Source organism: Pedococcus sp. P2_D7, from assembly GCF_056404295.1.
The window spans coordinates 525895-550779 of sequence record NZ_JBFUEH010000005.1 but is presented as its reverse complement, the minus strand read 5'-3'; the positions used below and the strand labels follow the sequence as shown (position 1 = coordinate 550779).

Sequence of the window (24885 nt, the reverse complement as noted above, 5' to 3'; positions counted from 1 at the left end):
GTCCAGGAGCTCATGTGACCGCGTGGGAAGACCCAACGGAACACGCTCAGGCCCGGTCGCTTGCACCAGCAGTCGTCCGCGCAGCCACAAGCGATCAGCCCCATGCGCTCTCGCACCAGCCCGACGACGGCCGCCGCGAGGTAGAGACCCCCAGCAAGTCCCACGACTCGCTTCATGACAACACCTCCACCAACTGATCCACCGTGGGCGACCCGGCTCGGCCTTCTGCGGAAGAGAACACCCGGCAGGCCAAAGCCGCCTGCTCGTCCCCTGTCGCGAATGGGTCTTGGCCATCGAGCAAGATCGTCGGCGACCCGATGAAACCCAGACGCTCTGCATCCTCGGGCGTCTCCACCAGCACATGCTCGATCCGCTCGACATCACGCCCAACGCGGGCCAAAGCCGTCCGCAACCGCTCATCGGCAAGCGCCGAATGGGGACACCCATCGAAGTACAGCAGCCGCACATCCACGACCCCATCATGCGCCTCGCCACACCGGAGGCTCCGTATGTTGCGGGTCCGACCCTCAAGCGCAGCGACTCTCGTGGCACCTCAGTGGCACACCATTTTGAGAATCGACCGATTTGGTGTCAGCCGACCACGACCGACTGAGCACAAATCGGCAAGAAATAGCGCCTGACCTGCACCTTCGGGACTTCTCATGATCCGTCGGTCGTCGGTTCAAGCGCGACCTGCCCCACCAGTGCCTCGGCGCGGAGCTCGCGGACGCCTCAGGTTGCCTTTGGGTGACAGATGGGGACGGAGGAGGCAGGGAACTGCGTCAAACGGGTAGGTTGCCGGGCATGACGGAGCCACTGGTCGTCCTCAAGGGCGTCAACAAGCACTTCGGCGAGCTGCACGTCCTCCAGGACATCAACCTGTCCATCGGCAAGGGCGAGGTCGTCGTCGTGATCGGTCCCTCGGGGTCCGGCAAGTCGACCCTGTGCCGCACCATCAACCGGCTCGAGACCTTCGAGACCGGCTCGATCACCATCGACGGTGTACCGCTGCCCGAGGAGGGCAAGGAGCTCGCCAAGCTGCGGGCCGACGTCGGCATGGTGTTCCAGTCCTTCAACCTCTTCGCCCACAAGACGATCCTCGACAACGTCACGTTGGGCCCGATCAAGGCCCGTAAGGTGCCCAAGGCCGAGGCCGAGAAGCGGGCGATGGAGCTGCTCGAGCGGGTGGGCGTCGCGCACCAGGCGCAGAAGTTCCCCGCCCAGCTATCCGGCGGTCAGCAGCAGCGCGTGGCCATCGCCCGTTCGCTGGCGATGGACCCCAAGGTGATGCTCTTCGACGAGCCCACCTCCGCCCTCGACCCCGAGATGATCACCGAGGTCCTCGACGTCATGATCTCCCTCGCCAAGGAGGGCATGACGATGGTCGTCGTCACCCACGAGATGGGCTTCGCCCGCAAGGCTGCGAACCGGGTCGTCTTCATGGCCGACGGCCAGATCGTCGAGGAGAACGACCCCGAGGGCTTCTTCACCACGCCGAAGTCCGACCGCGCCAAGGACTTCCTCGGCAAGATCCTCACCCACTGACCGACCACGACATCCAGACCGCACTGCACTGAACACCGGGGCGCGCCAGCGCAGCGGCTACACATCAGGAGGAAACGGAATGAAGATTCGTCAGATTGGCGCCATGACCGCCGCATCGGTCCTCGCGCTCGGCCTGGCCGCCTGCGGCGACAGCGCCAAGGACGGGGGCAGCGGCGGAGGCGGGGGCAGCAAGTTCAAGGTCGGCATCAAGTTCGACCAGCCCGGCCTCGGTCTCAAGGAGGGCGCGAAGTACACCGGCCTCGACGTCGACGTGGCGACCTACGTCGCCAAGGAGCTCGGCCACGAGGCGGGCGACATCCAGTGGGTGCAGGCCCCCTCGGCCCAGCGCGAGACGCTGATCTCCACGGGTCAGGTGGACATGGTGGTCGCGACGTACTCGATCACCGATGCCCGCAAGGAAAAGATCTCCTTCGCCGGTCCTTACTTCGTCGCCGGCCAGGACCTGCTGGTGCGCGCCGACGACACGTCGATCACCGGCCCGGAGGCCCTCACCGGCAAGAAGCTCTGCTCGGTGACTGGCTCCACCTCCGCCCAGAAGGTCAAGGACAAGTACCCGGGCGTGCAGCTCCAGGAGTTCGGCACCTACTCCGAATGCGTGACCGCCCTCGTCTCCAAGGGCGTCGACGCCCTCACGACCGACAACACCATCCTCGCGGGCTACGCCTCGCAGGCGCAGTACAAGGGCAAGCTCAAGGTCGTCGGCAAGACCTTCTCCGAGGAGCGCTACGGCATCGGCCTCAAGAAGGGCGACACCGCCACCTGCGAGAAGATCAACACGGCGATCGGCAAGATGATCTCGTCCGGCGACTGGCAGAAGGCCATCGACGCCAACCTCGGCCCGGCTGGTTTCAAGGTCGACAGTGCGACCAACCCGCCCAAGCAGGACGCCTGTTCCTGACCCGTCCCACGCCGCAATGGGTATGCCGCGCGCTCAGCTGAGCGCGCGGCATGCCGCGGCCCTTGTCCGCACCACCCCAGCGACGGAAGGCATCCCTGCATGGGCGACATCCTGAGCACTTACGGTTCCGAGATCCTCAAGGCGTTCTGGGTCACGATCCGGCTCGCCGTCGTGGCGGGCATCGGCTCGCTGGTCATCGGCACCCTCGTCGCAGTCATGCGGCTGTCGCCGGTGCGCGTCCTGCGGCTGCTGGGCGCGTGGTACGTCAACGTCTTCCGCAACACGCCGCTGACCCTGCTCATGGTCTTCAGCATCCTGGGCCTGACCTACATCCTCGGCCTCAACCTCGACCAGCAGGACATCACGCAGAACGCGCTGCGATGGTCGGCCGTGATGCTGTCGATCTACCACGCGGCGTTCGTCTGCGAGGCCCTCAGGTCGGGAGTCAACACCGTGCCGGTCGGTCAGGCCGAGGCCTCCCGGTCGATCGGGCTGACCTTCTCCCAGAGCATGCGTGAGGTGATCCTGCCGCAGGCCTTCCGGGGCGCCGTTGCCCCGCTCGGGTCCAACTTCATCGCCCTCGTCAAGAACACGACGGTCACCGCAGTCATCGTGGCGGCCGAGGCGGGCGGGCTGATGCAGAAGATCATCGAGAACGAGACCGGCACGCTGTCGGTCTTCTTCATCTTCGCGCTCGGCTTCGTCATCCTGACGCTGCCCCTTGGAGTCTTCTTCACCTCGCTGTCGCGTCGCCTGGCGGTGAAGCGATGAGCGCCTCCGTCCTGTTCGACGCTCCAGGGCCCCGTGCTCGCCGGCGGCACGCCATCCTGTCGGTCGTCGGCGTCCTGCTCGTCCTCGCGATCGGCTACGTGGTCGTCCGCAAGATGCAGACGGCCAACCAGCTCGAGGGCTACATGTGGAAGCCGTTCGTGACGGACCGCTCGGTCTGGCGCGACTACCTCCTCATCGGCCTGTGGGGCACGCTGAAGGCCGCAGTGATCTCCATCGCGCTGGCCATCGCCTTCGGGCTGCTGTTCGGCATCGGTCGGCTCTCGAGCATCACGCCGATCCGCTGGGCGTCCGGCGTGGTCGTGGAGTTCTTCCGCGCCGTCCCGGTGCTGATCATGATGATCGCCAGCTACGGCTACTACTCGCGAGCCGGCGTGTTCTCGAGCGAGACTGCTCCCCTCGCCGGCGTCGTCACCGGGCTGACGCTCTACAACGGGTCCGTCATCGCGGAGCTGGTTCGTTCCGGTGTCTTCTCCCTGCCGAAGGGCCAGTCCGAGGCGGGCCTGTCCATCGGGCTGACGGAGTCGCAGACGCTGCGCTCGATCCAGCTGCCGCAGGCCATCACCGCCATGCTGCCCGCCCTGATCGGCCAGTTCGTCGTCATCCTCAAGGACTCGGCGCTGGGCTACTCGATCACCTACGGCGAGCTGCTCGTCTGGTCCAAGACCCTGGGGTCGGCGTTCGCCAACACCCTGCCGGCCTACATCGTGGCGGCGCTGCTGTTCATCCTCATCAACTTCACCCTCACCGTGATCGCGAGTCGGGTGCAGCGCCGGCTCTCGCGTCGTGGGCGGACCACGATCCGCGAGGCCGCAGCCGTCCCTGCCCCCGCAGCGGCGGACACGACCGCCTGAACGCCCGCCGACGGCACGACGAAGGCCCCGGACCTGATGGTCTGGGGCCTCGTTGGTGGGGTGGCTCCCCCGGTTGGACTCGAACCAACAACCTGCCGATTAACAGTCGGCTGCTCTGCCAATTGAGCTACAGGGGAAAGTCCGTCGGCGGTCCCCCGCGTTCGGCGCTGCGCAACCATAGCAAAGGATGCGCGCAGTTCTGAAAACGGGTGGAGGCGCGGGTGGAGGGTCGCCGCAGCGTCCCTAGAGCCCGACCTGCTCGCGCAGGTAGACCAGCGCCGCCTCGGTGCGGGCGACCAGCTCGGGGTCGTCGGCGCGCACCCCTCGGCCGAGCACCACCTGCTCGACCAGACCGCCGCCCGCGAGGTCCTGCCGGAGGGCCACCTTGGCCGTTCGGCGAGGTCCGAGCTCGATCCGCTGGGCCAGCACCACGCTTGCCTGGACGCGCTCGCGCAGGGTCTCCGGCACCAGGCTCGTGGCGCCCAGCACCCACTGCGAGGGCCGCGAGCCGTCGACCCAGGTGACCGTGAGGGTGCTGAGCTCGGCCGACCAGGTGCCACCGTCCACCTCGTGCCACGGGCGGTGGAGCGTTCGCTCCCCGGCCGCGTCGACGGCATACAGGGCATGGTTGGTGGCGACCACGGTCGCGCCGCTGGCTTCCTCGCGACCCCAGCTGAGCACCCGCTCCCCCGACGCGAGCCCCACGGCGGAGCGCACCTCGGCCGGCAGCCGCTCTGGGCGGCGCAGCGAGATCGCCATCACGAGGCCTGGTCGCGCAGCGTCGCCAGCTCGCGCTGGAGCTCCTGGAGCTCCCCGCTCAGGCTGCGCGCGAGGGCAGGGTCGGTGTGCGGGTCGGTCGCCATCCTGCGCATGGCCGACATCGCGTCGGCGATCCTGCGGGTCAAGGAGACCTCCTGGACGCGGGTGAGCAACGCGTCGATGTAGCGGCGCTCCGGCAGCCCGGTCGCCTTGTCGAACCTGGTCGGCAGTGACGCGACCGCCAGCTCGGCGACGAGCCCGTGCACGGCCAGCGGCGCTGCCTGCGTCACCCGGTCGGCCCAGGCCTGGACGGACAGCCCCCGCTGTGGCCCGCCGGCTCCGCGGACCCCGTCGAAGACCGCCCGGTGGGCAGGAGCGGTGAACGCGTCGGCCGAGACCTTGTCGACGTCATCGGGGGCGAAGCTGTCGGGGTACTGCAGCAACGTCTGGAGCAGCTGCCGCTCGGCGAAGACGATGGGGTCGCGCAGGTCGGGGGCGGGCAGCGCGGCGCGCGCCTCCTCGATGGAGGGCTCGGGCACCGTGTCGGCGTCGGGCCGGTTGACGACCGCCTCGCGCGAGCGCTCGTGCTGCCCGGGCCGACCCTCGCGACCAGCCGGGGACTCCGCAGCCTCCTTGGCGTCACGGGCGGCCATCCGCTGGGCGCGGGACACCTCCGCCTGCACCTGCTCGACCTCGACCCCGATCCACCCGGCGACCGTGCGGATGTACTCGGGGCGCATCGAGCTGTCCCGGATCGAGTTCACGATGGGAGCGGCGGCACGCATCCCCTGGACCCGGCCCTCGGCAGTCGTCAGGTCGAACCGGGCGATCGTCGTGCGGACGGCGAACTCGAACATCGGCACCGCGTCGTCGATGAGGTGACGCACCGCGTCGTCGCCTTGGGCGATGCGCAGCTCGCACGGGTCCATCCCGCCCTCGGCCACGGCCACGAACGACTGCGAGGCCCACCGCTGGTCCTCGCCGAACGCCCGCATGGCGGCCTTCTGCCCCGCGGCGTCGCCGTCGAACGTGAAGACCACCCGGGCTGGGGCGAGGTCGGCCTCGTCGCGCATGATCCGGCGCAGCAGCTTGATGTGGTCGACACCGAACGACGTGCCGCACGTGGCCACGGCGCCCTCGATGCCGGCCAGGTGGCATGCCATCACGTCGGTGTAGCCCTCGACGATGACCGCCTTGCGGTCGCCCGCGATCGACTTCTTGGCCGCATCGAGGCCGTAGAGGACGGTCGACTTCTTGTAGATGGGGGTCTCGGAGGTGTTGAGGTACTTGGCGGCGATCCGGTCGTCCTCGAACAGCCGGCGCGCGCCGAACCCCACCGTGTCGCCGGTGATGTCGCGGATCGGCCAGACCAGCCGCCCCCGGAAGCGGTCGTAGAGCCCGCGGCTGCCCCGACCCGAGAGACCGGCCAGGGTGACCTCCTCGTCGGTGAAACCCTTGGAGCGCAGGTGGCGCGACAGCTCCTCGCCACCGCGGGGCGCGAAGCCCACACCGAACTTCTTGGCCGCCTCGCTGTCGAACCCGCGCTCACGCAGGAAGTCGCGGCCCACCCGGGCCTCGGGCGCGTTGAGCAGGGCGTGGTGGTAGAACTCCTGCGCCACCCGGTGCGCCTCGACCAGCCGCGAGCGCCGCCCGAGGGTCTCGCCGTCACGGGGCCGGCCACCCTCCTCGTAGTGCAGCTCCATGCCGAGCTTCTGGGCCAGCCGCTCGATGGCCTCGCTGAAGGTGAGGTGCTCGACCTTCTGGACGAACGAGATGACGTCGCCGCCCTCGCCGCAGCCGAAGCAGTGCCACGCGCCGACCACGGGACGGATGTTGAAGGAGGGGGTCTTCTCGTCGTGGAAGGGACACAGGCCCTTCATCGAACCCGGGCCGGCAGGTCGCAGGGTCACGTGCTCGCGCACGACATCCTCGATGGACGAGCGCTCCTTGACGAGCGCGACGTCCTCGGCCTTGATCCGACCCGCCACTGGCCCTCCTTGTCGCGGTTGAGTCTAGGTGGTGGCCATGACTCGTCGTGGCCGACCATGAGGTCAGGACCAGGCGTGGTGCAGGTACTCCGCGCGCACGTCGGTCAGGGATGCGACCTGGTCGACCACGACCCGCAACGCCTCGGCGTCGTCCGTGGCCGCCTTCCAGTCGCCGAGCAGGTCGGGGTCGAGCCGTCCGACCGGGTCCTGCTGGTAACCGGTCACCAGGTCGGCCACCACCTCCCGCTGCCGGCTCAGCACGTCGACCCGCTCCAGGGCGTGCATGACGAAGTGCGCCGCCACGGCCTTGAGCACGGCACACTCGGCCCGTGTCTCGTCCGGAACGACCAAGTCGGCGGCGTAGCGGGTCAGCGGCCCGTCACCGTGCCGCTCGCGGGTGGCCACCTCCACCCCGTGGACGAACCGGCCGATGAGCCGCGACGTCATGTCCTTGAGCGCCGCCCGGTCCACCCGTGACCCGTCGTATGCCGTGGGCACGGCACCGCTGGCGAGCACGCGTTCCAGCGCAGCGCCGAGGGCGTCCACCCCGAGGTCCGCGGCGTACAGGCCGGTGGCCACCGCGAGCACCGAGTCGACGTCGGTGCGGTCGCGGAGGCGGCGCACGTCGAGGCGGCCCGAGGCGATCGCGTCCTCGACGTCGTGCACGGAGTAGGCGACGTCGTCCGACCAGTCCATGACGTCTGCCTCGAGGCACCGCTGCCCGTCCGGCCGGCCGTCTCTGAACCACTCGAAGACCGGCAGGTCGTCGACGTAGACACCGAACTTGGCCGCGGCACCGTCGTCCCCCGCGCCGCGGCGCCACGGGTACTTCGTGGCGGCGTCGAGGGTCGCCCGGGTCAGGTTGAGCCCTGCTGGTCGGCCGTCCGGGTGGACCCGCTTGGGCTCCAGCCGGGTCAGCAGCCGCAGGGTCTGGGCGTTGCCCTCGAACCCACCGATCTCGGCGGCGATCTCGTCGAGGGCGCGCTCGCCGTTGTGGCCGAAGGGTGGGTGCCCGAGGTCGTGGGCCAGGCAGGCCGAGTCGACGACGTCGGCGCTGCAGCCGAGCGCCTGCCCGAACTCGCGGCCGATCTGGGCGACCTCGAGGCTGTGCGTGAGCCGGTTGCGCACGAAGTCGTCGTCGCCGGGCTGCACCACCTGGGTCTTGGCCGACAGACGGCGCAGCGACGCGGAGTGCACCAGCCGGGCCCGGTCGCGAGAGAAGTCGTCCCGGTCGGCCCGTTTCGTGGCAGGGTCTTCCCGCACCCACCGCTCACGGTCGACCGCGCTGTACGCCACGCTCGCGAGCCTACGACCGGGCGGCCCGCGCTGCCTCGGCGGCCCGCTCCACCCACTTAGGCTGGGTGCCGTAGCGCTGGCTGGGGATCAGCCGCCCCGCTGCGCTGTCCTCGACCAGCTGGGCCATCCGCTTCGCGCGGGTGGCCTCCTGCTTGGCGGTCACCACCCAGTGCACGGCGAGCTTCCGGTAGGACGCCGTGGCGATCTCCCAGAAGGCACTGGCGGCCGCGTCGCCCGCCAGCCGCGCGGCATACTCCGGCGGCAGCTCGAGCTGGCCCGCGCTCTCGTAGGAGTAGACCCCCGAACGGTCCTCGCGGCGCAGGGCGTAGGCGGCCAGCCCCGGTGGCTGCATCCGCCCCTCTGCCGTGAGCCGCTCGACCGCGGCGATGTTGATGGCGCTCCAGTTGCTGGTGGACTTGCGGGGCGTCCAGCGCTGGCGGGTGGTGTCCTCGTCGATCCGCTGGGCGACCGAGTCGATCCAGCCCCAGCAGAGCGCCTCGATGACCGCCTGCTCCCAGGTCAGACCGCGGTCGGGCACGTGCTTCTTGGAGAGACCCATCCAGAGCTCGGTGGCGGTGTCGTGGTTGGCGGCGAGCCAGGCGCCGAACTCCTCAGGCCCCGAGAAGAACGTCGCCGGGCGCTCCGCGGTCCCGCCCGGCGTCCCGATCCGCATCGGCTTCGTCGTACCCATGGACGCAGCCTGCCACGACCCCCCGACGGTCGTGCCACACCTGGTAGGCCACCGCCGAAGCGGCGACACCGAGCGCCCACACCACGTGCCAGCCGTTCATCACCAGCAGGCCCAGCACCGAGACCAGCGCGACCACGGCGGTCCACCAGGCTCGTGAGCCGCGGTCCAGGAGGCGCACGGCCGCGGCGGTCCCCAGGACGTAGACCAGCGTGAAGCAGCCCGTGGCCAACAGCATCAGCGGGGTGAGCCCGAGGTGCAGCACCTCCGAGGCCACCAACCAGAGCACGGACTGCCCGGCGATGAGGGCCAGGCTGCTCCGCGGCACGCCACCCTTCTCCGCATCCACCGCCAGGTATGCCGGGAGGGCACCGTCGCGCGCCAACGCAGCCCCCAGCCGCGAGCCGCCCGCGTAGTAGGCGTTCATGGCCCCGACCGTGAGCAGGACGGCCACCACGGCGGTGACGATCCGGACCTCGCCGCCGACGCCCGCTGCCAACAGGTCCGACAGGGGCGCCGCACTGGTTCCGGTCGCCGGCCCGAGCACCATCAGGCTGGTGGCCGCGAGCGCGAGGTACAGGGTGCCGACGACCACCAGCGCGATGGCGGTCGCCCGGGGCACGTCCCGAGCCGGGCGCCGGTAGTCACCCGCGAGGGAGGCCACGGCCTCCCAGCCGGCGAACCCCCACACCAGCAGTGCCGCCGCCGAGCCCACGGCCCCCCAGCCGTGCGGCGCGAACGGCCGCAGGTTGTCCCACGACGCGTGCGGCAGGGCGGCGACGATGGTCACCAGCATCAGGGTCGCGAGCACCGCGGTCAGCCCCAGCTGGACCCGGCCCGACAGCCGGAGCCCGGCGGCGTTCATCAGCGCGACCCCGACGATGAGGCTCGCGGCCACCGCGACGGAGACCATCCGCCCGCCACCCACCGCGTCGGACACGTAGTGCCCGGCCATCAGCGACGCCGGTGGGGCCCCCACCGGGACCGCGAAGTAGAAGCACCAGCCGACGGCGGCCGAGGCTCGCGGACCGAAGGCGCGCCGCACGTAGGTCGAGACTCCCCCGCTGTCCGGGAAGCGGGCCCCCATCGCGGCGAAGGTCGATGCGAGCGGGATGCTCAGCACCACCAGCGCGGCCCAGGCCACGAGGGAGGCCGGTCCGGCGATCCCGGCCGCGATGGCCGGCAGTGTGATGACCCCGGTGCCGAGCACGGCACCGATGGACAGGGCGGTGCCCTGGGGGATGCTCAACCGCGCCGTCGTCGGGGTGCTCGTCATGGGACCAGCCTCGCCGCTCATTGGCCCGGTCAGAAGGTCCACTTGAGGGCAAACTGATTGAGCCAATTTCCGGTCTACGCCCTACCCTGTGGAGGTGGACCTGCACCTCGATCCCGCCACGACCGGCGACCGGTCCGCGACCATCTACCGCGAGCTGCTCGAGGCGATCCTCGACGGCCGGCTGGCCGCCGGAGAGCGGGTCCCACCCAGTCGCGAGCTCGCGTCGTCACTGGGCGTCGCCCGCGGCACGGTCACCACGGCCTACGACCGGCTGACGGCCGAGGGCTTCCTGGTGACCCGCGTCGGCGCCGGGACGTTCGTGTGCGCCGACATCGAGCCACGGCGGGCCCGACGGGCACCGGTCGGCGACCTCCGCCCCCGGGAGGTGTGGTCGGCGCTCCCACCACCGGTGCCTGACGCGGCACCCACCGACTTCGACCTGTCGGTCGGCGGACCTGACACCACGCTCTTCCCCCTCGCCGTGTGGCGCCGGCTGGTGTCCGCGACCCTGCGGCCGTCGTTGCTCGCCGCCTCCGCCTACGAGGGCGGTGGCCACCCGGGGCTGCAGGCCGAGGTCGCGAGGTATGCCGGTCTGGCCAGGTCGGTGGTCGCCAGCCCCGAGGACGTGCTCCTCACCAACGGCGCCCAACAGGCCCTCGACGTGGTCGCGCGGGCAGTGCTCGACCCGGGTGACGTCGTCGTGGTCGAGGACCCGGGCTACACGGCGGCCACCAGGCTCTTCGCCTCGCACGGCGCCACGGTGCGGCCGGTCCGGGTCGACGAGGAAGGTCTCGTCGTCGACGACCTGCCCGGCGCCGCGCGGATGGTGTACGTGACGCCGTCCCACCAGTTCCCGACCGGTGCGGTGATGTCGCTACGACGCCGGATCGCCTTGCTGGAGTGGGCCTCTCGGCGCAACGTCGTCATCGTCGAGGACGACTACGACAGCGAGTTCCGGTTCGAGGACCGCCCCCTCGCGCCGCTGCAGAACCTCGACCGTGACGGTCGCGTCGTCTACGTCGGCTCGTTCTCCAAGACCCTCATGCCCTCGCTGCGGGTCGGTTACCTGATCGCCCCTCGGTCACTCCAGGAGACGTTGCGCCAGGCCAAGCTGCTCACCGACTGGCAGGGTGACGCGGTCACCCAAGGAGCGTTGGCCCGGTTCATGGGCGAGGGGTTGCTGTCGGCCCACGTCCGCAAGGTCACCAAGCTCTACGCGGTGCGCCGGCAGGCCCTCCTCGATGGCCTCGCCACGCTGCCCCACGGCGTCCTCGAGGTGCTTCCCTCGGCCGCCGGCCTCCACGTGTGCACCTACTTCACCGACCGCACGGTCGACGACGTGGCGGTGGCTGCGGCAGCCGCCAGGGCCGGGGTCGCGCTCGAACCCGTGTCGGTGCGGTTCCAGGGCGGCACGCCCCGCCCCGGCCTGGCGATGGGGTTCCGCCGGATCACCGTCGAGCAGGTGCCCGAGGCGGTCGCCCGGCTGGCGTCGGTCCTCCCGGCGCCGGGTCAGGCACCCACGTAGAGCGCGAGGTGCTCGCCGGTCAGGGTCGAGCGGTCCGCGACCAGGTCGGCCGGCGTGCCCTCGAACACCACCAGCCCACCGTCGTGCCCCGCGCCGGGGCCGAGGTCGATGAGCCAGTCGGCGTGGGCCATCACGGCCTGGTGGTGCTCGATGACGATGACCGACTTGCCGGAGTCCACGAGCCGGTCGAGCAGGCCGAGCAGGTTCGCCACGTCGGCGAGGTGCAGACCCGTGGTCGGCTCGTCGAGGACGTAGACGTCACCCTTCTCCGCCATCTGCGCGGCCAGCTTCAGGCGCTGGCGCTCGCCACCGGACAGGGTGGTGAGCGGCTGGCCCAGGCTGAGGTAGCCCAGGCCCACGTCGGCGAGCCGGTCGAGCACCTTGTGGGCGGCCGGGGTCTTCGCGTCACCGTCGGCGAAGAAGGCCTCCGCCTCGGTGACCGACATGTCCAGCACGTCGGCGATGTTCTTGCCCCCGAACGTGTACTCGAGCACGGCGGCCTGGAAGCGGCGGCCCTCGCACTCCTCGCAGGTCGACTCGACGGTGGCCATCACCCCCAGCTCGGTGAAGATGACGCCGGCGCCGTTGCACGTGGGGCAGGCGCCCTCGGAGTTCGAGCTGAAGAGGGCCGGCTTGACGTTGTTCGCCTTCGCGAAGGCCTTGCGGATCGGCTCGAGCAGGCCGGTGTAGGTGGCCGGGTTGCTGCGGCGTGAGCCCTTGATCGCGGCCTGGTCGACGACGACCACCCCGTCACGACCCGCGACCGAGCCGTGGATGAGCGAGCTCTTGCCCGAGCCGGCGACACCGGTGACGACGCACAGCACGCCGAGCGGGATGTCGACGCTCACGTCGCGCAGGTTGTGCGTCGAGGCGCCGCGGACCTCCATGGCTCCGGTGGACGCGCGCACCGAGTCCTTGATCGCCGCGCGGTCGTCGAGGTGGTGACCAGTGGTGGTGTCGCTCGCCCGCAGACCCTCGACGCTCCCCTCGAAGCAGACCGTGCCACCTCCGGTCCCGGCACCGGGACCCAGGTCGATGACGTGGTCGGCGATCGCGATGGTCTCGGGCTTGTGCTCGACCACCAGCACCGTGTTGCCCTTGTCGCGGAGCTGGAGGAGGAGCCCGTTCATCTGCTCGATGTCGTGCGGGTGCAAGCCGATCGTGGGCTCGTCGAAGACGTAGGTGACGTCCGTGAGCGACGAGCCGAGGTGGCGGATCATCTTGGTGCGCTGCGCTTCTCCCCCGGACAGCGTGCCGGCCGGCCGGTCGAGGGAGAGGTAGCCCAGGCCGATCTCGGTGAACGAGTCGAGCGCGTGCTGGAGGCCGGCGAGCAGGGGTGCGACCGAGGGCTCCTCGAGGTCGCGGACCCACCCGGCCAGGTCGCTGATCTGCATGGTGCACAGCTCGGCGATGTTCTTGCCCCGGATCCTCGACGACCGCGCCTCCTTGCTCAGCCGGGTGCCCTCGCACTCAGGACACGACTGGAAGGTGATGGCCCGCTCGACGAACCGCCGGACGTGCGGCTGCATCGCCTCGACGTCCTTGGACAGCATCGACTTCTGGACCTTCGGGATGATGCCCTCGAAGGTCAGGTTGACGCCCTCGACGTTGATCTTGGTCGGCTCCGCGTAGAGCATCGTCTCGAGCTGCTTCTTGGTGAACGAGGCGATCGGTTTGTCCATCGGGAGCCCCATCCCCTCGAAGAGCCGGCCGTACCAGCCGTCCATCGAGTAGCCCGGCACGGTCAGGGCGCCCGCGCGCAGCGACTTCGTCTCGTCGTACAGCGCGGTCAGGTCGAAGTCGGAGACCGCGCCCGTGCCCTCGCAGCGCGCGCACATCCCGCCCAGGTAGACTTGGTTCTGGACGACGGCCTTCTCGACCCGGCCACCCGCCTTCTCGGTGCTCATCACCCCGCTGGCCTTGCGGGTCGGGACGTTGAACGAGAACGCGGTCGGCGGGCCGATCTGGGGGTCGCCGATGCGGCTGAACAGGATGCGCAGCATGGCGTTGGCGTCCGTCGCGGTGCCCACGGTCGAGCGCGGGTTGGCGCCCATCCGCTCCTGGTCGACGATGATCGCGGTCGTCAGGCCCTCGAGGAGGTCGACGTCGGGTCGGGCCAGCGACGGCATGAACCCCTGCACGAAGGCGCTGTAGGTCTCGTTGATCATCCGCTGGGAGTCGGCGGCGATGGTGCTGAAGACCAGCGAGCTCTTGCCGGACCCGGACACCCCCGTGAACACCGTGAGCCGCCGCTTCGGGATCTCGACGCTGATGTCCTTGAGGTTGTTCTCGCGCGCACCGTGGACGCGGATCAGGTCGTGGCGGTCCGCCGGGTGCGTCCCGGTCGACGTCGCCTGCGTGGTGGTACCCCTGCTCATCGTGTCTCCCTCTCCAACCCGGTCGCCGCGCGGCCAAGCCTAGCCACGGCGCGTGCGGCGATCTTCTCGATTCCTGACGGACCGAGGTGGCTCAGTCGGGTCAGCCGCCGGAGACGGACAGCTCGGCCTCGGCGACCGCCTCGCGGTGCGCCTCGCTGAGCTCGCGGCTGTCGAGCCAGCCCTCAGGCAGGGCGACGTGGCGCGGCGAACCTGCGCGCCCACGCTGGCCCTCGGCGGCGTCACCCGGCCACGCCGCGTCGGGGTCCATCGACGCGATCAGCTCGTCCAGGGCCGCCATCGAGTCGACCAGCGCGAGGTGGTGGCGCACGGTGGAGCCGGCAGGGAATCCCTTGAGGTACCAGGCGATGTGCTTGCGGATGTCGCGGCAGGCCTTGTACTCGTCGTCGTAGAAGTCGATGAGGTACTCGGTGTGCCGGCGCATCGTGGCGGTCACCTCGCCGAGGGTCGGCTCGACGCGCGCCGGGGCGCCGGCGAAGGCCGCGGCCAGGTCGGTGAACAACCACGGACGACCCAGGCACCCGCGGCCGACCACGACGCCGTCACAGCCGGTCTCACGGGTCATCCGCACGGCCTCCTCGGCCGACCAGATGTCGCCGTTGCCGAGCACTGGGATGGTCTTCACCGTCTCCTTGAGCCGCGCGATGGCGGTCCAGTCGGCCTCGCCGGAGTAGGCCTGGGAGGCCGTGCGCCCGTGCAGCGCCACGGCCGCGACACCGGCCCGCTCCGCGGTCAGGCCCGCCTCGAGGTAGGTCAGGTGGTCGTCGTCGATGCCCTTGCGCATCTTCACGGTCACCGGCACGTCATACGGGCTCGCCTCGCGCACCGCCCCGCGGACGATGGCCTCGAACAGGTCGCGCTTCCACGGCAGGGCGGCGCCGCCGCCCTTGCGGGTCACCTTGGGCACGGGGCAGCCGAAGTTGAGGTCGATGTGGTCGGCGCGGTCCTCGGTGACCAGCATCCGCACGGCCGCCGCGACAGTGGCGGGGTCCACGCCGTAGAGCTGGATCGACCGCGGGCTCTCCTCCGGGTCGTGCTCGATCAGCCGCATCGACTCCGGCGTCCGTTCCACGAGCGCCCGGGACGTGATCATCTCGCTGACGTAGAGCGAGGTCGCCCCGCTCGCGCCGCCCTGGTCCAGCCCCTGGTTGCCGTACTCACGGCACAGCTTGCGGAACGCCCGGTTGGTGATGCCCGCCATCGGCGCCAGCACGACCGGCGACTCGATGGTGTGGCGCCCGATGGTGAGCGGCGGCAGCAGGGAGGCAGTGGTGGCGGTCATGGCGGCACCAGTGTCCCATCTGGTGCTTGACTGGCCGAATGCGTGCCCTGATCAGCGCCGACGAGCTGCTCGTCGACGTCACCCGCGACCCGGCCTCGGTCGTGCTCGTCGACGTCCAGTGGAACCTCACGACGACGGCCGGACCACCGGGGCGTGACCTGTATGCCGCGGCGCACCTCCCGGGGGCCCATCACGTCGACCTCGACGCCGAGCTGGCCGGGCCTCCCGGTCGCGGGGGTCGTCACCCACTCCCCCAGGCCCACTCGGTCGCAGCCGCCGCCCAGCGGTGTGGAGCCGACAACGACTCGCGCATCGTCGTCTACGACCAGGGTCCGTCGTTCGGGGCGGCGCGGGCCTGGTGGGTGCTGCGCTACTTCGGGGCCAGTGACGTGCGCGTCCTCGACGGAGGCCTGGCTGCGTGGCGCGCCGCCGGTGGACCCGTGACCCGCGAGCTCCCCGAGCCCGGCGCCGGGACCTTCGAGGCCCACGCGGGTGGGATGCCGGTGGTCGACGCCACCGCGGCGGCCCAAGTCGCCAGCGACGGTGTCCTGCTCGACGCGCGCGCCGTGGAGAGGTTCCGTGGCGAGACCGAGCCCATCGATCCGGTGGCCGGCCGCATCCCGGGAGCCGTGAGCGCCCCCGCCACCGAGAACCTCGGCCCGGACGACCGGTTCCTCGATGCCGAGGTCTTGCGGGAGCTGTTCTCCCGCAAGGGAGTTCCCGCACCCGGCCCGGTGGGTCCGGTCGCGGCATACTGCGGCTCCGGGGTGACCGCCGCGCACACGGTGCTCGCACTGGAGGAGGCAGGCGTCGAAGCGGCCTTGTATCCCGGGTCGTGGAGCGAGTGGATCACCGACCCGAGCCGGCCGGTCGCCACCGGCGACTGAGACCGACCTCCCGCCGGACGGGCTACAGCCAGCCGTACTCGTCGGCGATCCGGACGGCGTCAGCGCGGTTGCGCGCCATGGTCTTGCCGATCGCGGAGGACAGGTGGTTGCGCACGGTCCCCTCGGAGAGGCTGACGTCCCGGGCGATGTCGGCGACCGAGCCACCCTCGCGCGCCGCGATGAGCACCTCGGTCTCGCGGGCGGTCAGCGGCGACTCGCCCCCCGCGAGCGAGTCGGCAGCGAGGGCCGGGTCGACGACCCGCAGACCCGAGTGCACCCGGCGCACCGCCTCGGCGAGCTGTCGCGCCGGGGTGTCCTTGACGACGAACCCGCTCGCACCGGCCTGGAGCGCCCGACGGAGGAACCCCGGTCGTCCGAAGGTGGTCACGATGAGGACCCGCACCCCGGGCATCGCCTCGTGCAGCGCCGCGGTGGCGGCGATGCCGTCCAGCCCGGGCATCTCGACGTCCACGAGCGCCACGTCCGGCTTGCTGGCTCGGGCGGCGGCGACGACCTCGTCACCACTGCCCACCTCGGCGACGACCTCCATGTCGGGCTCGAGCCCGAGCAGCGTCGCGAGGGCGCCGCGCACCATCGCCTGGTCGTCGGCGAGCAGCAGTCGGATCATCATGCCTCTACCCTCTCGTGGGTGTCGGGGTCGGACTGTCGCGGGTCGGACGGTGCGGTGACCGACAGCCGGTAGCCGTGCGGCTCCAGCGATCCCGCCACGAGGCGGGCGCCGGCAGCCTCGGCGCGCTCCTGGAGGCCCAGCAACCCCGTGCCGGGACTGCCGGGCTGCACGCCGGCGCCGTCGTCCGTGACGGTGATCCCGTGCTCGTCGAGGATCACCCGGCAGCTCGTCGCACGGCTGTGCCGGATGACGTTCGTGACGCCCTCGCGCAGGGTCCACGCGCAGAGCTCGCGCAGGTGGCTGGGCACGGCGTCGGCAGCAGTGGGCAGGTCGGCCTCGATGCCAGCCGTCGCGAGGGACGCGCGGGCCCGGGCCAGCTCGGCCGGCAAGGACATCTCACGGAAGCCCGCCACCGCCTGCCGGACGTCGGCGAGTGCGTCTCGCGCCAGCCGCTCGAGGTCGGCCACCTCCGCCTTGGCGCGTTCGGGGCTGACCTCGAGCAACCGGGCGGCCAGCTCGGCCTTCACCGTGATGACGGTGAGGCTGTGCCCGAGGATGTCGTGCACGTCGCGCGCCATCCGGTTGCGCTCGTCCTGGATGGCGAGGCGGGCGTTCTCCTCCCGGGCCTCGGCGAGCGCTCGCTGCCGTTGGGAGGCGATCATGCCTCCGGTCACGGCCAGCATGGCCAGCACCATCGACATGCTGATGCTGACGTCGTGCGTCCAGCCGTCGACGTGGAAGGTGAGCAGCTCGTAGAGGGCGACCAAGCAGGCGCCGATGGCCAGTCCCACGCGGACCCGGAAGGTCCACAGCCCTGACACCGCGAGGAACACCCAGGTCGCCGCGCCCTTCTGGCCCACCGTGACAGTGGCCAGGGCCGCGAGCAGGGCCAACCCTGCCCACGACGCGATCCCGATCGGTGTGACGTACCAGCGCGACGCGACGGAGCCCCTCGTCCCCCACACCGCGGCGCGGAGGTGGGAGAAGTGCACCAGGTAGAGGACGCCGAACAGGACGAGCACGACCAGCCCACCGTCAGCGCGGAGGTTCTGCCGTTGCTGCCAGGCCGCGTTGAAGGCGTCGGAGAGGAACACCAACCAGATGCCGGCGAAGAAGATCCCGACGATCCTCCCGCCCCACGTGTCGTCGCCGGTGTCGCCGAAGAACTGGGCCCGCGGACCGGTGGTCCGTCCTCCCTCGGCGTTGCGCTCGCTCACACCGCCCAGCCTGTCAGAGACCGGGCCGGCGGTGAACGAGCGCACCGCCGCCAGCAGGGTCAGACGCGCGCTGTGTCGCGACGGAACCGCCATGCCGCGCCTCCCGCGAAGACCGCCAGCCAGGCCACCACGTTGACGCCTGCCCCCCAGCCGGGCGCCGTGCCGGTGAGGGGAGCGTGGGCCAGCTCGCTGAGCCCGTACATGGGCGTGAACTTCGCGATGGTCTGGAAGGTCTGGCCCATCTGGTCGAGCGGGGTGAAGAGCCCGCCGAGGAAGGCCAGCAGGGCCAGTCCCGGCCCGAGGATCTGCATGACGTTGTCGCTCGGGAGCAGGTAGCCCATGAACACCCCGAAGGCGGCGAAGACCAGGGACCCCACCCACGCGATGAGCGCCGTCTCCCACCACAGGTGGTGGTCCATCTGCGCCTGCGTGAACGACCCGGCGAGGTACACGACCGCGACGGACAGGCCGCCCAGGAGCATCGCCACGAGGACCTTCACCGCGATGTAGGCCGTCGGCGTCAGCGGGGTGAGCCGCAGCTGGCGGCTCCACCCCTGGCTGCGTTCGGTCGACACCATGGCCCCTCCCGCGGTGGTCGAGAGCATGGCGCCGTAGAGGGCCATCGAGATCATCACGTAGCTCGCGACATTGCCGTGCCCGGCGTTCTTCAGGGAGTAGTCCTTGCCGGTGCCGAAGAGCAGGAAGAAGACCACCGGCAGGACGATCGAGAAGATCACCGTGCGGCGGTTGCGCAGCAAGCGCCGCAGCTCGATGCGCAGCAGGGTCGAGTTGAACCCACCCAGGGGTGGGACGGCCCGCTCCGGGACGGTGCCGGTGGCGGTGGTCATGACTGATCCTCCTCGGCGGTCAGCGAGATGAAGGCGTCCTCGAGTCCCCGAGAGGTGATCTCGAGGTCGTGGGCGTCGGTCGCGCTCAGCAGGTGACGGGCCACGGCGTCGCTGTCGGTGGTGGCGATGAGGACCGAGTCGCCACGCACCTCGACCGTCTCGACGCCTGGAAGTCCTTGCAGCGCAGGCACATCTGCATCCGGAAGGGTCGCGCGGATGGTGCGTCCGGACACCAGCGCCTTCACCTGGGAGGCGGTGCCGTCGGCGACCACCTGTCCGTGGCTGACCAGGACGATGCGGTCCGCGTAGGCGTCCGCCTCCTCCAGGTAGTGGGTCGCGAACAGCACGGTCCGCCCCTGCTCGGCGTCCTCGCGGATGGCAGCCCAGAAGTCCCGTCGGCCCGTGACGTCCATGCCGGTGGTGGGCTCGTCGAGCACGAGGAGCTCCGGGTCCGGCAGGAGCGCCATGGCGAAGCGCAGCCGTTGCTGCTGGCCGCCCGAGCACTTGCCGACCCGGCGGTCGCCGAGGTCGGAGATGCCTGCGCGGGCCAGCACCTCCGCGACGGGGCGGGTGTCGCTGAACAGGCTCGCGGTCAGGCGCAGCGTCTCGGCGACAGTGAGGTCCTTGAGGAGGCCGCCGGTCTGCATGACGGCCGAGATCAGTCCGTGGCGGACCGCGGCGGACGGCCCCATGCCATAGACCTGCACGCTGCCGCCGTCCGGCCTCGACAGGCCGAGCATCATGTCGATCGTCGTGGTCTTGCCGGCACCGTTCGGGCCGAGGAAGGCGATGATCTCGCCGGGCCGCACGGTCAGGTCGATCCCCCGCACCGCGTGGACGCGGCCGAAGCTCTTGGTGAGGCCTCGCAGCTCGATGGCCGGCACCGCAGTGGTGCGCGCCACCGGCAGCGTCTGCATTGGTGAGCTGCCAGCCGACTGTGTCATGCCGACCACGGTGCCGTGGGCGGGCGTCGCGGTCCTCACACAGTCGTCATGAGCCGACCATGACGTCTGTCAGTCGCGCCGGCCGACGTTGAGGGCGACCGGGGTGGCCGGGTCGTCGGGTGCCGCGGTGGTGATCCGCGAGACGTCGAACACCTCGCCCGTGGTCGTCTTCCAGGCCAGGATCCAGCGACCGTGGCTGCCCACCGACTGGAAGAGGACGGTCTGGGCGTCCGCCCACCCGAGCACCGTGCAGCAGCCCTTGAACCGCCCGGTCTGCCCGTCGGGGTTCTCCGGCGCGAGCAGCACCGTGGCCGCCGCGGAGGAGGGCTCGACGACCAGCAGGCCCTGGTAGATCGGGCCGAACCCCCTGCGGATCACCGTCGAGGTGATGTTCTGGTCGAAGAACGCACCGGTGGCGGCCAGCTCCTCGGTGTTGACCGTCTCGCCCCACAGCCCCGACACCGGGCTGCGCACTGGCGTGGACCCCAGCGGCACGCCGTGTGCATCGAACCTGGTGACGCGGACGTCGGCCGGCACCGTGTCGCTGGCCGTGACGCGGAAGGTGCCCTCGTAGCCGCCGCGCACGGCGACGGCCGGGGCCCCCGCCGTCGAGGGGTCGACGGTCCACGTGTTCTCCGCGTCGCGCGCGACGACCAGGCTCCCCGCGCCGTTCCAGCCGGCCCACTCCACGTGCTCCGAGGGGATCGGGTAGGACACCGTGGCACCCGTCTGGGTGTCGAGCCGCACGACGTGGTCACGCTGCGGGAAGACGACGTAGCGACCACCACCGCCGACCGCGCGCGGGCCGAGGGGCGTGGCCTGGTTGCCGCCCGAGTCCGTGGTCCAGACGAGGGCGACGCCGGCGACCTCGAGCTGGCGGCCGTCGCCCGTGACGAGGACCGGGTGGAAGCGCTCGCCGTCCGCACGCAGGTAGACGGCCACGACCGAGGCCGGGGGCCGGGCCGGCGAGAACGCCTCGGTCCTAGCGCCGACGTCGATCGTCGAGGGCAGCCCGGCGTCGAAGTCGGGCAGCTGCGCCTCCTTGCCCTCCGGGGGCATGACCGCGTATGCCGTGCCGTCCGGGAGCGCGCCCCGGGTGGCCGAGGTGGTGGACGAGATGGCGGGGCCGGGCTTCGGGTCGTCTGACCCACCCAGCTGGACGGCTGTCACGGCGAGCGCGGCCGCGGCAACGGCCCCCGCACCGGCCACGAACCTGCGTCGGCGGCTCCGCCGACCTTCGAGCGCCGCGTTCCACGCGTTCTCGGCGAAGTCGAGCTCGACGACGTCCTCCGCCGCCCGCTCCAGCAGGGCGCTCAGGTCACGGTCGGTCATGACGGCTCCTCGGCAGACGGGTGCGGTCCGGACGGGTGCGGTCCGGCCAGGTGCGGCGCAAACTCCGGCAGGAGGGTGCGCAGCTTGGCGAGCGCGGCGTGGGTCTGGCTCTTCACCGTGCCCACGGAGACCCCGAGCGCCTCGGCCGTGTCCGCCTCGCTGCGGTCCTCGAAGAACCTGAGCACCACGACCGCCCGTTGTTTCGGGGTCAGCTGCGCAAGGGCACGCAGCAGGTCGACGCGCTCCCCTGCCCGAGACGTCCGGTCCGGCTCGATCCCCTCGAGCTCGAGCTCGGGGAAGAGCGACAGGCTCTCGCGCCTGGTCCGGCGCCACGACGACACCGCGTCGCGGTAGAGGATCCTGCGGACGTAGGCATCCGGGTTCTCGTGGCGCAGCCGCTCCCACCGCGTGGCGAGCTTGGCCAGGGCGCCCTGTAGGAGGTCCTCCGCGAGGTGCAGGTCACCGCAGACGAGGAACGCGGCGCGCAGGAGGCGGTGCTGACGGGCCCGCACGTACCGTGCGAAGTCCTCGTCCACGTCCTGCTGCATACCCACCTCCAGCCTGACGACCTGCCTCGCCGACACTGCCCGGCGAGGGCTCTCACCCCAGTAACGCACGGGCGAGGCCAAAAGGTTGGCCCGCGGGATACGCGGGCAACGGGTGGCGCAGGAGGCGCTGCGGTCAGCAGCCGAGCAGGCGCCCGCCGAGGTACTCCTCGACCTTGTCGAGCGACACGCGCTCCTGGGCCATGGAGTCACGCTCGCGGATCGTCACGGCGTGGTCCTCGAGGGTGTCGAAGTCCACCGTGATGCAGAACGGCGTGCCGATCTCGTCCTGGCGACGGTAGCGGCGGCCGATCGCGCCGGCGTCGTCGAAGTCGATGTTCCAGTGCTGGCGCAGGGTGGCGGCGAGGTCGCGGGCCTTGGGCGACAGGTCGGCGTTGCGCGACAGGGGAAGCACCGCGGCCTTGACCGGGGCGAGGCGCTTGTCGAGCTTGAGCACGACGCGCTTGTCGACCCCGCCCTTGGTGTTGGGCGCCTCGTCCTCGGTGTAGGCGTCGACGAGGAAGGTCATGAGCGAGCGCGAGAGGCCCGCCGCGGGCTCGATGACGTAAGGGGTGTACTTCTCGCCGCTGGCCTGGTCGAAGTAGACGAGGTCGGTGCCGGAGTGCTCGCTGTGGGTCTTGAGGTCGAAGTCGGTGCGGTTGGCGATGCCCTCGAGCTCGCCCCACTCGCTGCCCGTGAAGCCGAAGCGGTACTCGATGTCGACGGTGCGCTTGGAGTAGTGGCTGAGCTTCTCCTGGGCGTGCTCGTAGTGCCGCAGGTTGTCGGGGTTGATGCCGAGGTCGGTGTACCAGCGGGTGCGCTCGTCGATCCAGTACTGGTGCCAGTCCTCGTCCTCGCCGGGCTTGACGAAGAACTCCATCTCCATCTGCTCGAACTCCCGCGTGCGGAAGATGAAGTTGCCGGGCGTGATCTCGTTGCGGAAGCTCTTGCCCGTCTGGGCGATGCCGAACGGCGGCTTGCGGCGCGCGGAGTTCATCACGTTGAGGAAGTTGAGGAAGATGCCCTGGGCGGTCTCGGGGCGCAGGTAGTGCAGGCCCGACTCGTCCTCGACGACACCGAGGTAGGTCTTGAGCAGGCCGGAGAACTGACGGGGCTCGGTCCACTGGCCGCGCGTGCCGCAGTTGGTGCAGGCGACGTCGGCGAGGCTGACGTCGACGGGGTTCTCGATGCCCTTCTTCTCGGCCACGGCCTCCTGGAGGTGGTCGGCCCGGAACCGCTTGTGGCAGGACAGGCACTCGACCAGGGGGTCGGAGAAGGTGGCGACGTGGCCGGAGGCCTCCCACGTCTGGCGGGGCAGGATCACGGAGGAGTCGAGGCCCACGACGTCGTCGCGACCGGTGACCATGGTCCGCCACCACTGCCGCTTGATGTTCTCCTTGAGCTCCACGCCCAGCGGCCCGTAGTCCCACGCGGACCTCGTGCCGCCATAGATCTCACCGCAGGGGAAGACGAACCCGCGGCGCTTGCAGAGGGAGACGACGGTGTCGACGGTGGAGGGTGCAGCCATGCGCGCAAGGCTACTGTGCGCCTGCTCGCCCCTCGACGGGGTATGCCGCGCGGCCTACGCTCGACGGCACACCCACCGTCCGAGGGGGCACCGTGAGCGACCGTCCCGTCTCCGAACGCAGCCTCCGCATCGGCGACGCCGCCCCGTTCCGGATGTTGTTCGAGTTCGCCAGGAAGTCGGGCTACCAGGAGCGCCGGCTCGAGCCCGGCGTGCTGGACTTCACCTTCGGGGACCCGCACGAGATGCCGATCCCGGAGTACGTCGAGGCGCTGCGCGATGCGGTCGTACCGCAAAACGAGCTGTGGTTCGCCTACAAGTTCAGCCTCGTCGAGGCGCAGGAGGCGGCCGCCGCCTCGCTGCGCACGGTGGTGGACCTGCCGTGGACCGCCGACCGGATCCGGATGACCACCGGAGGGTTCGGGGCGATCACCCTGTCGATGAAGGCCGTGGCCGACCCTGGCGACGAGGTCATCTACAGCCTGCCACCGTGGTTCCTCTACGAAGCGCTCGCGCTGGAGGCCGGCTTGGTGCCGGTCAAGGTCCGCATCGACCCCGAGACTTTCGACCTCGACCTCGACGCGATCGCCGCCGCGATCACACCCCGCACGCGGCTGGTCGTGGTCAACTCCCCCAACAACCCCACCGGCCGGATCTACCCGGAGTCCACGCTCCGCGCGCTGGCGGACCTGTTGGAGGCCGCCTCGGCCCGCAACGGGCGGCGGATCTACCTCATCTCCGACGAGCCGTACAACCGGATCGTCTTCGACGGCGCACGGTTTCGCAGCCCCGCAGAGTTCTATCCCCACACGATGCTCTGCTACAGCTACGGCAAGACGCTGCTGGCCCCGGGCCAGCGGCTCGGCTACCTGGCCCTCCCGCCGCAGCTGCCCGAGGCGGAGCAGGTCATCGACGCCGTCGAGAGCCTGCAGGTGGCCGCCGGCTGGCTGTTCCCGAACGCCGTGATGCAGTACGCCGTCCCCCGCCTCGAGACGCTCTCGCTCGACGTGGCGCACCTGCAGGCCAAGCGCGACCGGATGACCGTGGCCCTGCGCGAGATGGGCTACGACGTCGCCACCCCGGAGGGCACCTTCTACCTCTTCCCGAGGTCGCCGGTGGCCGACGACGAGGCGTTCGTGGGCCTGCTCGCCGACGCCGGGGTCCTGGTGATGCCCGGGCGGCTGTTCGAGACGCCCGGGTTCTTCCGGATCTGCCTGACCGCCACCATGGAGACCATCGAGGCGAGCCTGCCGCACTTCGCGTCGGTCCTCGACCAGGTCCGCGCCGGCTGACGACCCAGCCGACCCGACGACATAGGGTTTCGCCCGTGCCCTCCCTGCGTGAGCGCGTCACCGACGCCAGCCTGCCCCTCGTCAACACCCTGAACCGGCTGCCGCGAGCCGTCCCCTTCCTCGTGGTGCTCGCCCTCATGGTGGCCGGGATCTTCGTGTCGGGCTGGGGCTGGGTGTTCCTGGCCGTGGTGGTCGCCTTCCTGGCGTGGACCCTCTACCTGGCCTGGCCCGCGCTCGACTCGGGGGCGCGGGCAGGACGCGTCGCTGTCCTGCTCATCGCCGTCGCCATCACGGTCACCCAGGCGCTGCCCCGCAGCTGACGACTTTGACAATCGTTCTCATTTAAG

23 protein-coding genes and 1 tRNA gene are annotated in these 24885 nt (G+C 70.7%); 8 read left to right on the top strand and 16 right to left on the bottom strand.

Going from position 1 to position 24885, the window contains the following annotated elements:
• Positions 1 to 172: 172 nt before the first annotated feature.
• Positions 173 to 472, bottom strand: coding sequence for a thioredoxin domain-containing protein (locus AC1DWJ_RS15015; protein WP_457255854.1), 300 nt, complete (start codon positions 470 to 472; stop codon positions 173 to 175).
• 332 nt (positions 473 to 804) lie between these two features.
• Between AC1DWJ_RS15015 and AC1DWJ_RS15010 the strand changes: the two genes are divergently transcribed.
• The 4 genes from AC1DWJ_RS15010 to AC1DWJ_RS14995 all read left to right on the top strand — a co-directional run bounded on the left by AC1DWJ_RS15010 (position 805) and on the right by AC1DWJ_RS14995 (position 4107).
• Positions 805 to 1545, top strand: a complete 741-nt coding sequence (locus tag AC1DWJ_RS15010) for an amino acid ABC transporter ATP-binding protein (protein ID WP_457255853.1) — start codon at positions 805 to 807, stop codon at positions 1543 to 1545.
• A gap of 79 nt (positions 1546 to 1624) precedes the next feature.
• A complete protein-coding gene (locus AC1DWJ_RS15005) occupies positions 1625 to 2464 on the top strand; it encodes a glutamate ABC transporter substrate-binding protein (protein ID WP_457255851.1) in 840 nt (279 codons plus the stop codon).
• Between the two features lie 99 nt (positions 2465 to 2563).
• Positions 2564 to 3235, top strand: coding sequence for an amino acid ABC transporter permease (locus AC1DWJ_RS15000; protein WP_457255849.1), 672 nt, complete (start codon positions 2564 to 2566; stop codon positions 3233 to 3235).
• On the top strand, positions 3232 to 4107 hold the full coding sequence (locus tag AC1DWJ_RS14995) for an amino acid ABC transporter permease (RefSeq protein ID WP_457255848.1): 876 nt from the start codon (positions 3232 to 3234) through the stop codon (positions 4105 to 4107). The genes AC1DWJ_RS15000 and AC1DWJ_RS14995 overlap by 4 nt, the downstream gene beginning before the upstream one ends.
• 61 nt (positions 4108 to 4168) lie before the next feature.
• Here the strand turns inward: AC1DWJ_RS14995 and AC1DWJ_RS14990 are convergent.
• The 6 genes from AC1DWJ_RS14990 to AC1DWJ_RS14965 form a co-directional block, all read right to left on the bottom strand.
• Positions 4169 to 4244 (bottom strand) — tRNA-Asn (locus tag AC1DWJ_RS14990).
• 106 nt (positions 4245 to 4350) lie between these two features.
• On the bottom strand, positions 4351 to 4866 hold the full coding sequence (locus AC1DWJ_RS14985) for a hypothetical protein (RefSeq protein ID WP_477621206.1): 516 nt from the start codon (positions 4864 to 4866) through the stop codon (positions 4351 to 4353).
• On the bottom strand, positions 4866 to 6854 hold the full coding sequence (gene dnaG / locus AC1DWJ_RS14980; protein WP_457255845.1) for a DNA primase: 1989 nt from the start codon (positions 6852 to 6854) through the stop codon (positions 4866 to 4868). The genes AC1DWJ_RS14985 and dnaG overlap by 1 nt, the downstream gene beginning before the upstream one ends.
• A 63-nt stretch (positions 6855 to 6917) precedes the next feature.
• Entirely contained in the window at positions 6918 to 8150 is a 1233-nt protein-coding gene (locus tag AC1DWJ_RS14975; protein WP_457255843.1) for a deoxyguanosinetriphosphate triphosphohydrolase, read from the bottom strand.
• 10 nt (positions 8151 to 8160) lie between these two features.
• Positions 8161 to 8841, bottom strand: a complete 681-nt coding sequence (locus AC1DWJ_RS14970; RefSeq protein WP_477621205.1) for a YdeI/OmpD-associated family protein — start codon at positions 8839 to 8841, stop codon at positions 8161 to 8163.
• Positions 8762 to 10114: an amino acid permease gene (locus AC1DWJ_RS14965; RefSeq protein ID WP_477621204.1), complete on the bottom strand. Its 1353-nt coding sequence runs from the start codon at positions 10112 to 10114 to the stop codon at positions 8762 to 8764. Before AC1DWJ_RS14965 ends, AC1DWJ_RS14970 begins: the two co-directional genes overlap by 80 nt.
• Before the next feature lie 94 nt (positions 10115 to 10208).
• On the opposite strand from AC1DWJ_RS14965, the gene pdxR reads away from it, so the two are divergent.
• Positions 10209 to 11639, top strand: coding sequence for a MocR-like pyridoxine biosynthesis transcription factor PdxR (pdxR, locus tag AC1DWJ_RS14960; RefSeq protein ID WP_477621203.1), 1431 nt, complete (start codon positions 10209 to 10211; stop codon positions 11637 to 11639).
• Here pdxR and AC1DWJ_RS14955 read toward each other — a convergent pair.
• Positions 11624 to 14017, bottom strand: a complete 2394-nt coding sequence (locus AC1DWJ_RS14955; RefSeq protein WP_477621202.1) for an ATP-binding cassette domain-containing protein — start codon at positions 14015 to 14017, stop codon at positions 11624 to 11626. The genes pdxR and AC1DWJ_RS14955 overlap by 16 nt on opposite strands.
• A gap of 100 nt (positions 14018 to 14117) precedes the next feature.
• Positions 14118 to 15317 (bottom strand): tRNA dihydrouridine synthase DusB, encoded by a 1200-nt coding sequence (gene dusB / locus AC1DWJ_RS14950; RefSeq protein WP_477621201.1) that lies wholly within the window; start codon positions 15315 to 15317, stop codon positions 14118 to 14120.
• 38 nt (positions 15318 to 15355) lie between these two features.
• On the opposite strand from dusB, the gene AC1DWJ_RS14945 reads away from it, so the two are divergent.
• Positions 15356 to 16204: a sulfurtransferase gene (locus AC1DWJ_RS14945; RefSeq protein WP_477621200.1), complete on the top strand. Its 849-nt coding sequence runs from the start codon at positions 15356 to 15358 to the stop codon at positions 16202 to 16204.
• Positions 16205 to 16226: 22 nt separating this feature from the next.
• Here the strand turns inward: AC1DWJ_RS14945 and AC1DWJ_RS14940 are convergent, their stop codons facing one another.
• The 7 genes from AC1DWJ_RS14940 to AC1DWJ_RS14910 all read right to left on the bottom strand — a co-directional run bounded on the left by AC1DWJ_RS14940 (position 16227) and on the right by AC1DWJ_RS14910 (position 23249).
• A complete protein-coding gene (locus tag AC1DWJ_RS14940; RefSeq protein ID WP_457255886.1) occupies positions 16227 to 16832 on the bottom strand; it encodes a response regulator transcription factor in 606 nt (201 codons plus the stop codon).
• Positions 16832 to 18052: a sensor histidine kinase gene (locus AC1DWJ_RS14935; protein ID WP_477621199.1), complete on the bottom strand. Its 1221-nt coding sequence runs from the start codon at positions 18050 to 18052 to the stop codon at positions 16832 to 16834. Before AC1DWJ_RS14935 ends, AC1DWJ_RS14940 begins: the two co-directional genes overlap by 1 nt.
• Positions 18053 to 18111: 59 nt before the next feature.
• Complete coding sequence (locus AC1DWJ_RS14930) at positions 18112 to 18900, bottom strand: ABC transporter permease (RefSeq protein ID WP_477621198.1); 789 nt, start codon at positions 18898 to 18900, stop codon at positions 18112 to 18114.
• Positions 18897 to 19844, bottom strand: coding sequence for an ABC transporter ATP-binding protein (locus AC1DWJ_RS14925; RefSeq protein ID WP_477621197.1), 948 nt, complete (start codon positions 19842 to 19844; stop codon positions 18897 to 18899). The genes AC1DWJ_RS14930 and AC1DWJ_RS14925 overlap by 4 nt, the downstream gene beginning before the upstream one ends.
• A 69-nt stretch (positions 19845 to 19913) precedes the next feature.
• A complete protein-coding gene (locus AC1DWJ_RS14920; protein ID WP_477621196.1) occupies positions 19914 to 21176 on the bottom strand; it encodes a hypothetical protein in 1263 nt (420 codons plus the stop codon).
• Positions 21173 to 21724 carry a SigE family RNA polymerase sigma factor gene (locus AC1DWJ_RS14915; RefSeq protein WP_477621195.1) on the bottom strand — a complete coding sequence of 184 codons (552 nt, stop codon included), beginning with the start codon at positions 21722 to 21724 and terminating at the stop codon, positions 21173 to 21175. Before AC1DWJ_RS14915 ends, AC1DWJ_RS14920 begins: the two co-directional genes overlap by 4 nt.
• 133 nt (positions 21725 to 21857) lie before the next feature.
• The gene (locus AC1DWJ_RS14910) at positions 21858 to 23249 is read right to left on the bottom strand and encodes a glycine--tRNA ligase (protein WP_477621194.1); all 1392 of its coding nucleotides are present in this window, start codon (positions 23247 to 23249) and stop codon (positions 21858 to 21860) included.
• Between the two features lie 92 nt (positions 23250 to 23341).
• Between AC1DWJ_RS14910 and AC1DWJ_RS14905 the strand changes: the two genes are divergently transcribed.
• A complete protein-coding gene (locus tag AC1DWJ_RS14905; protein WP_477621193.1) occupies positions 23342 to 24538 on the top strand; it encodes an aminotransferase class I/II-fold pyridoxal phosphate-dependent enzyme in 1197 nt (398 codons plus the stop codon).
• 35 nt (positions 24539 to 24573) lie between these two features.
• Positions 24574 to 24858: a DUF6703 family protein gene (locus AC1DWJ_RS14900; RefSeq protein WP_457255818.1), complete on the top strand. Its 285-nt coding sequence runs from the start codon at positions 24574 to 24576 to the stop codon at positions 24856 to 24858.
• Positions 24859 to 24885: the final 27 nt, after the last annotated feature.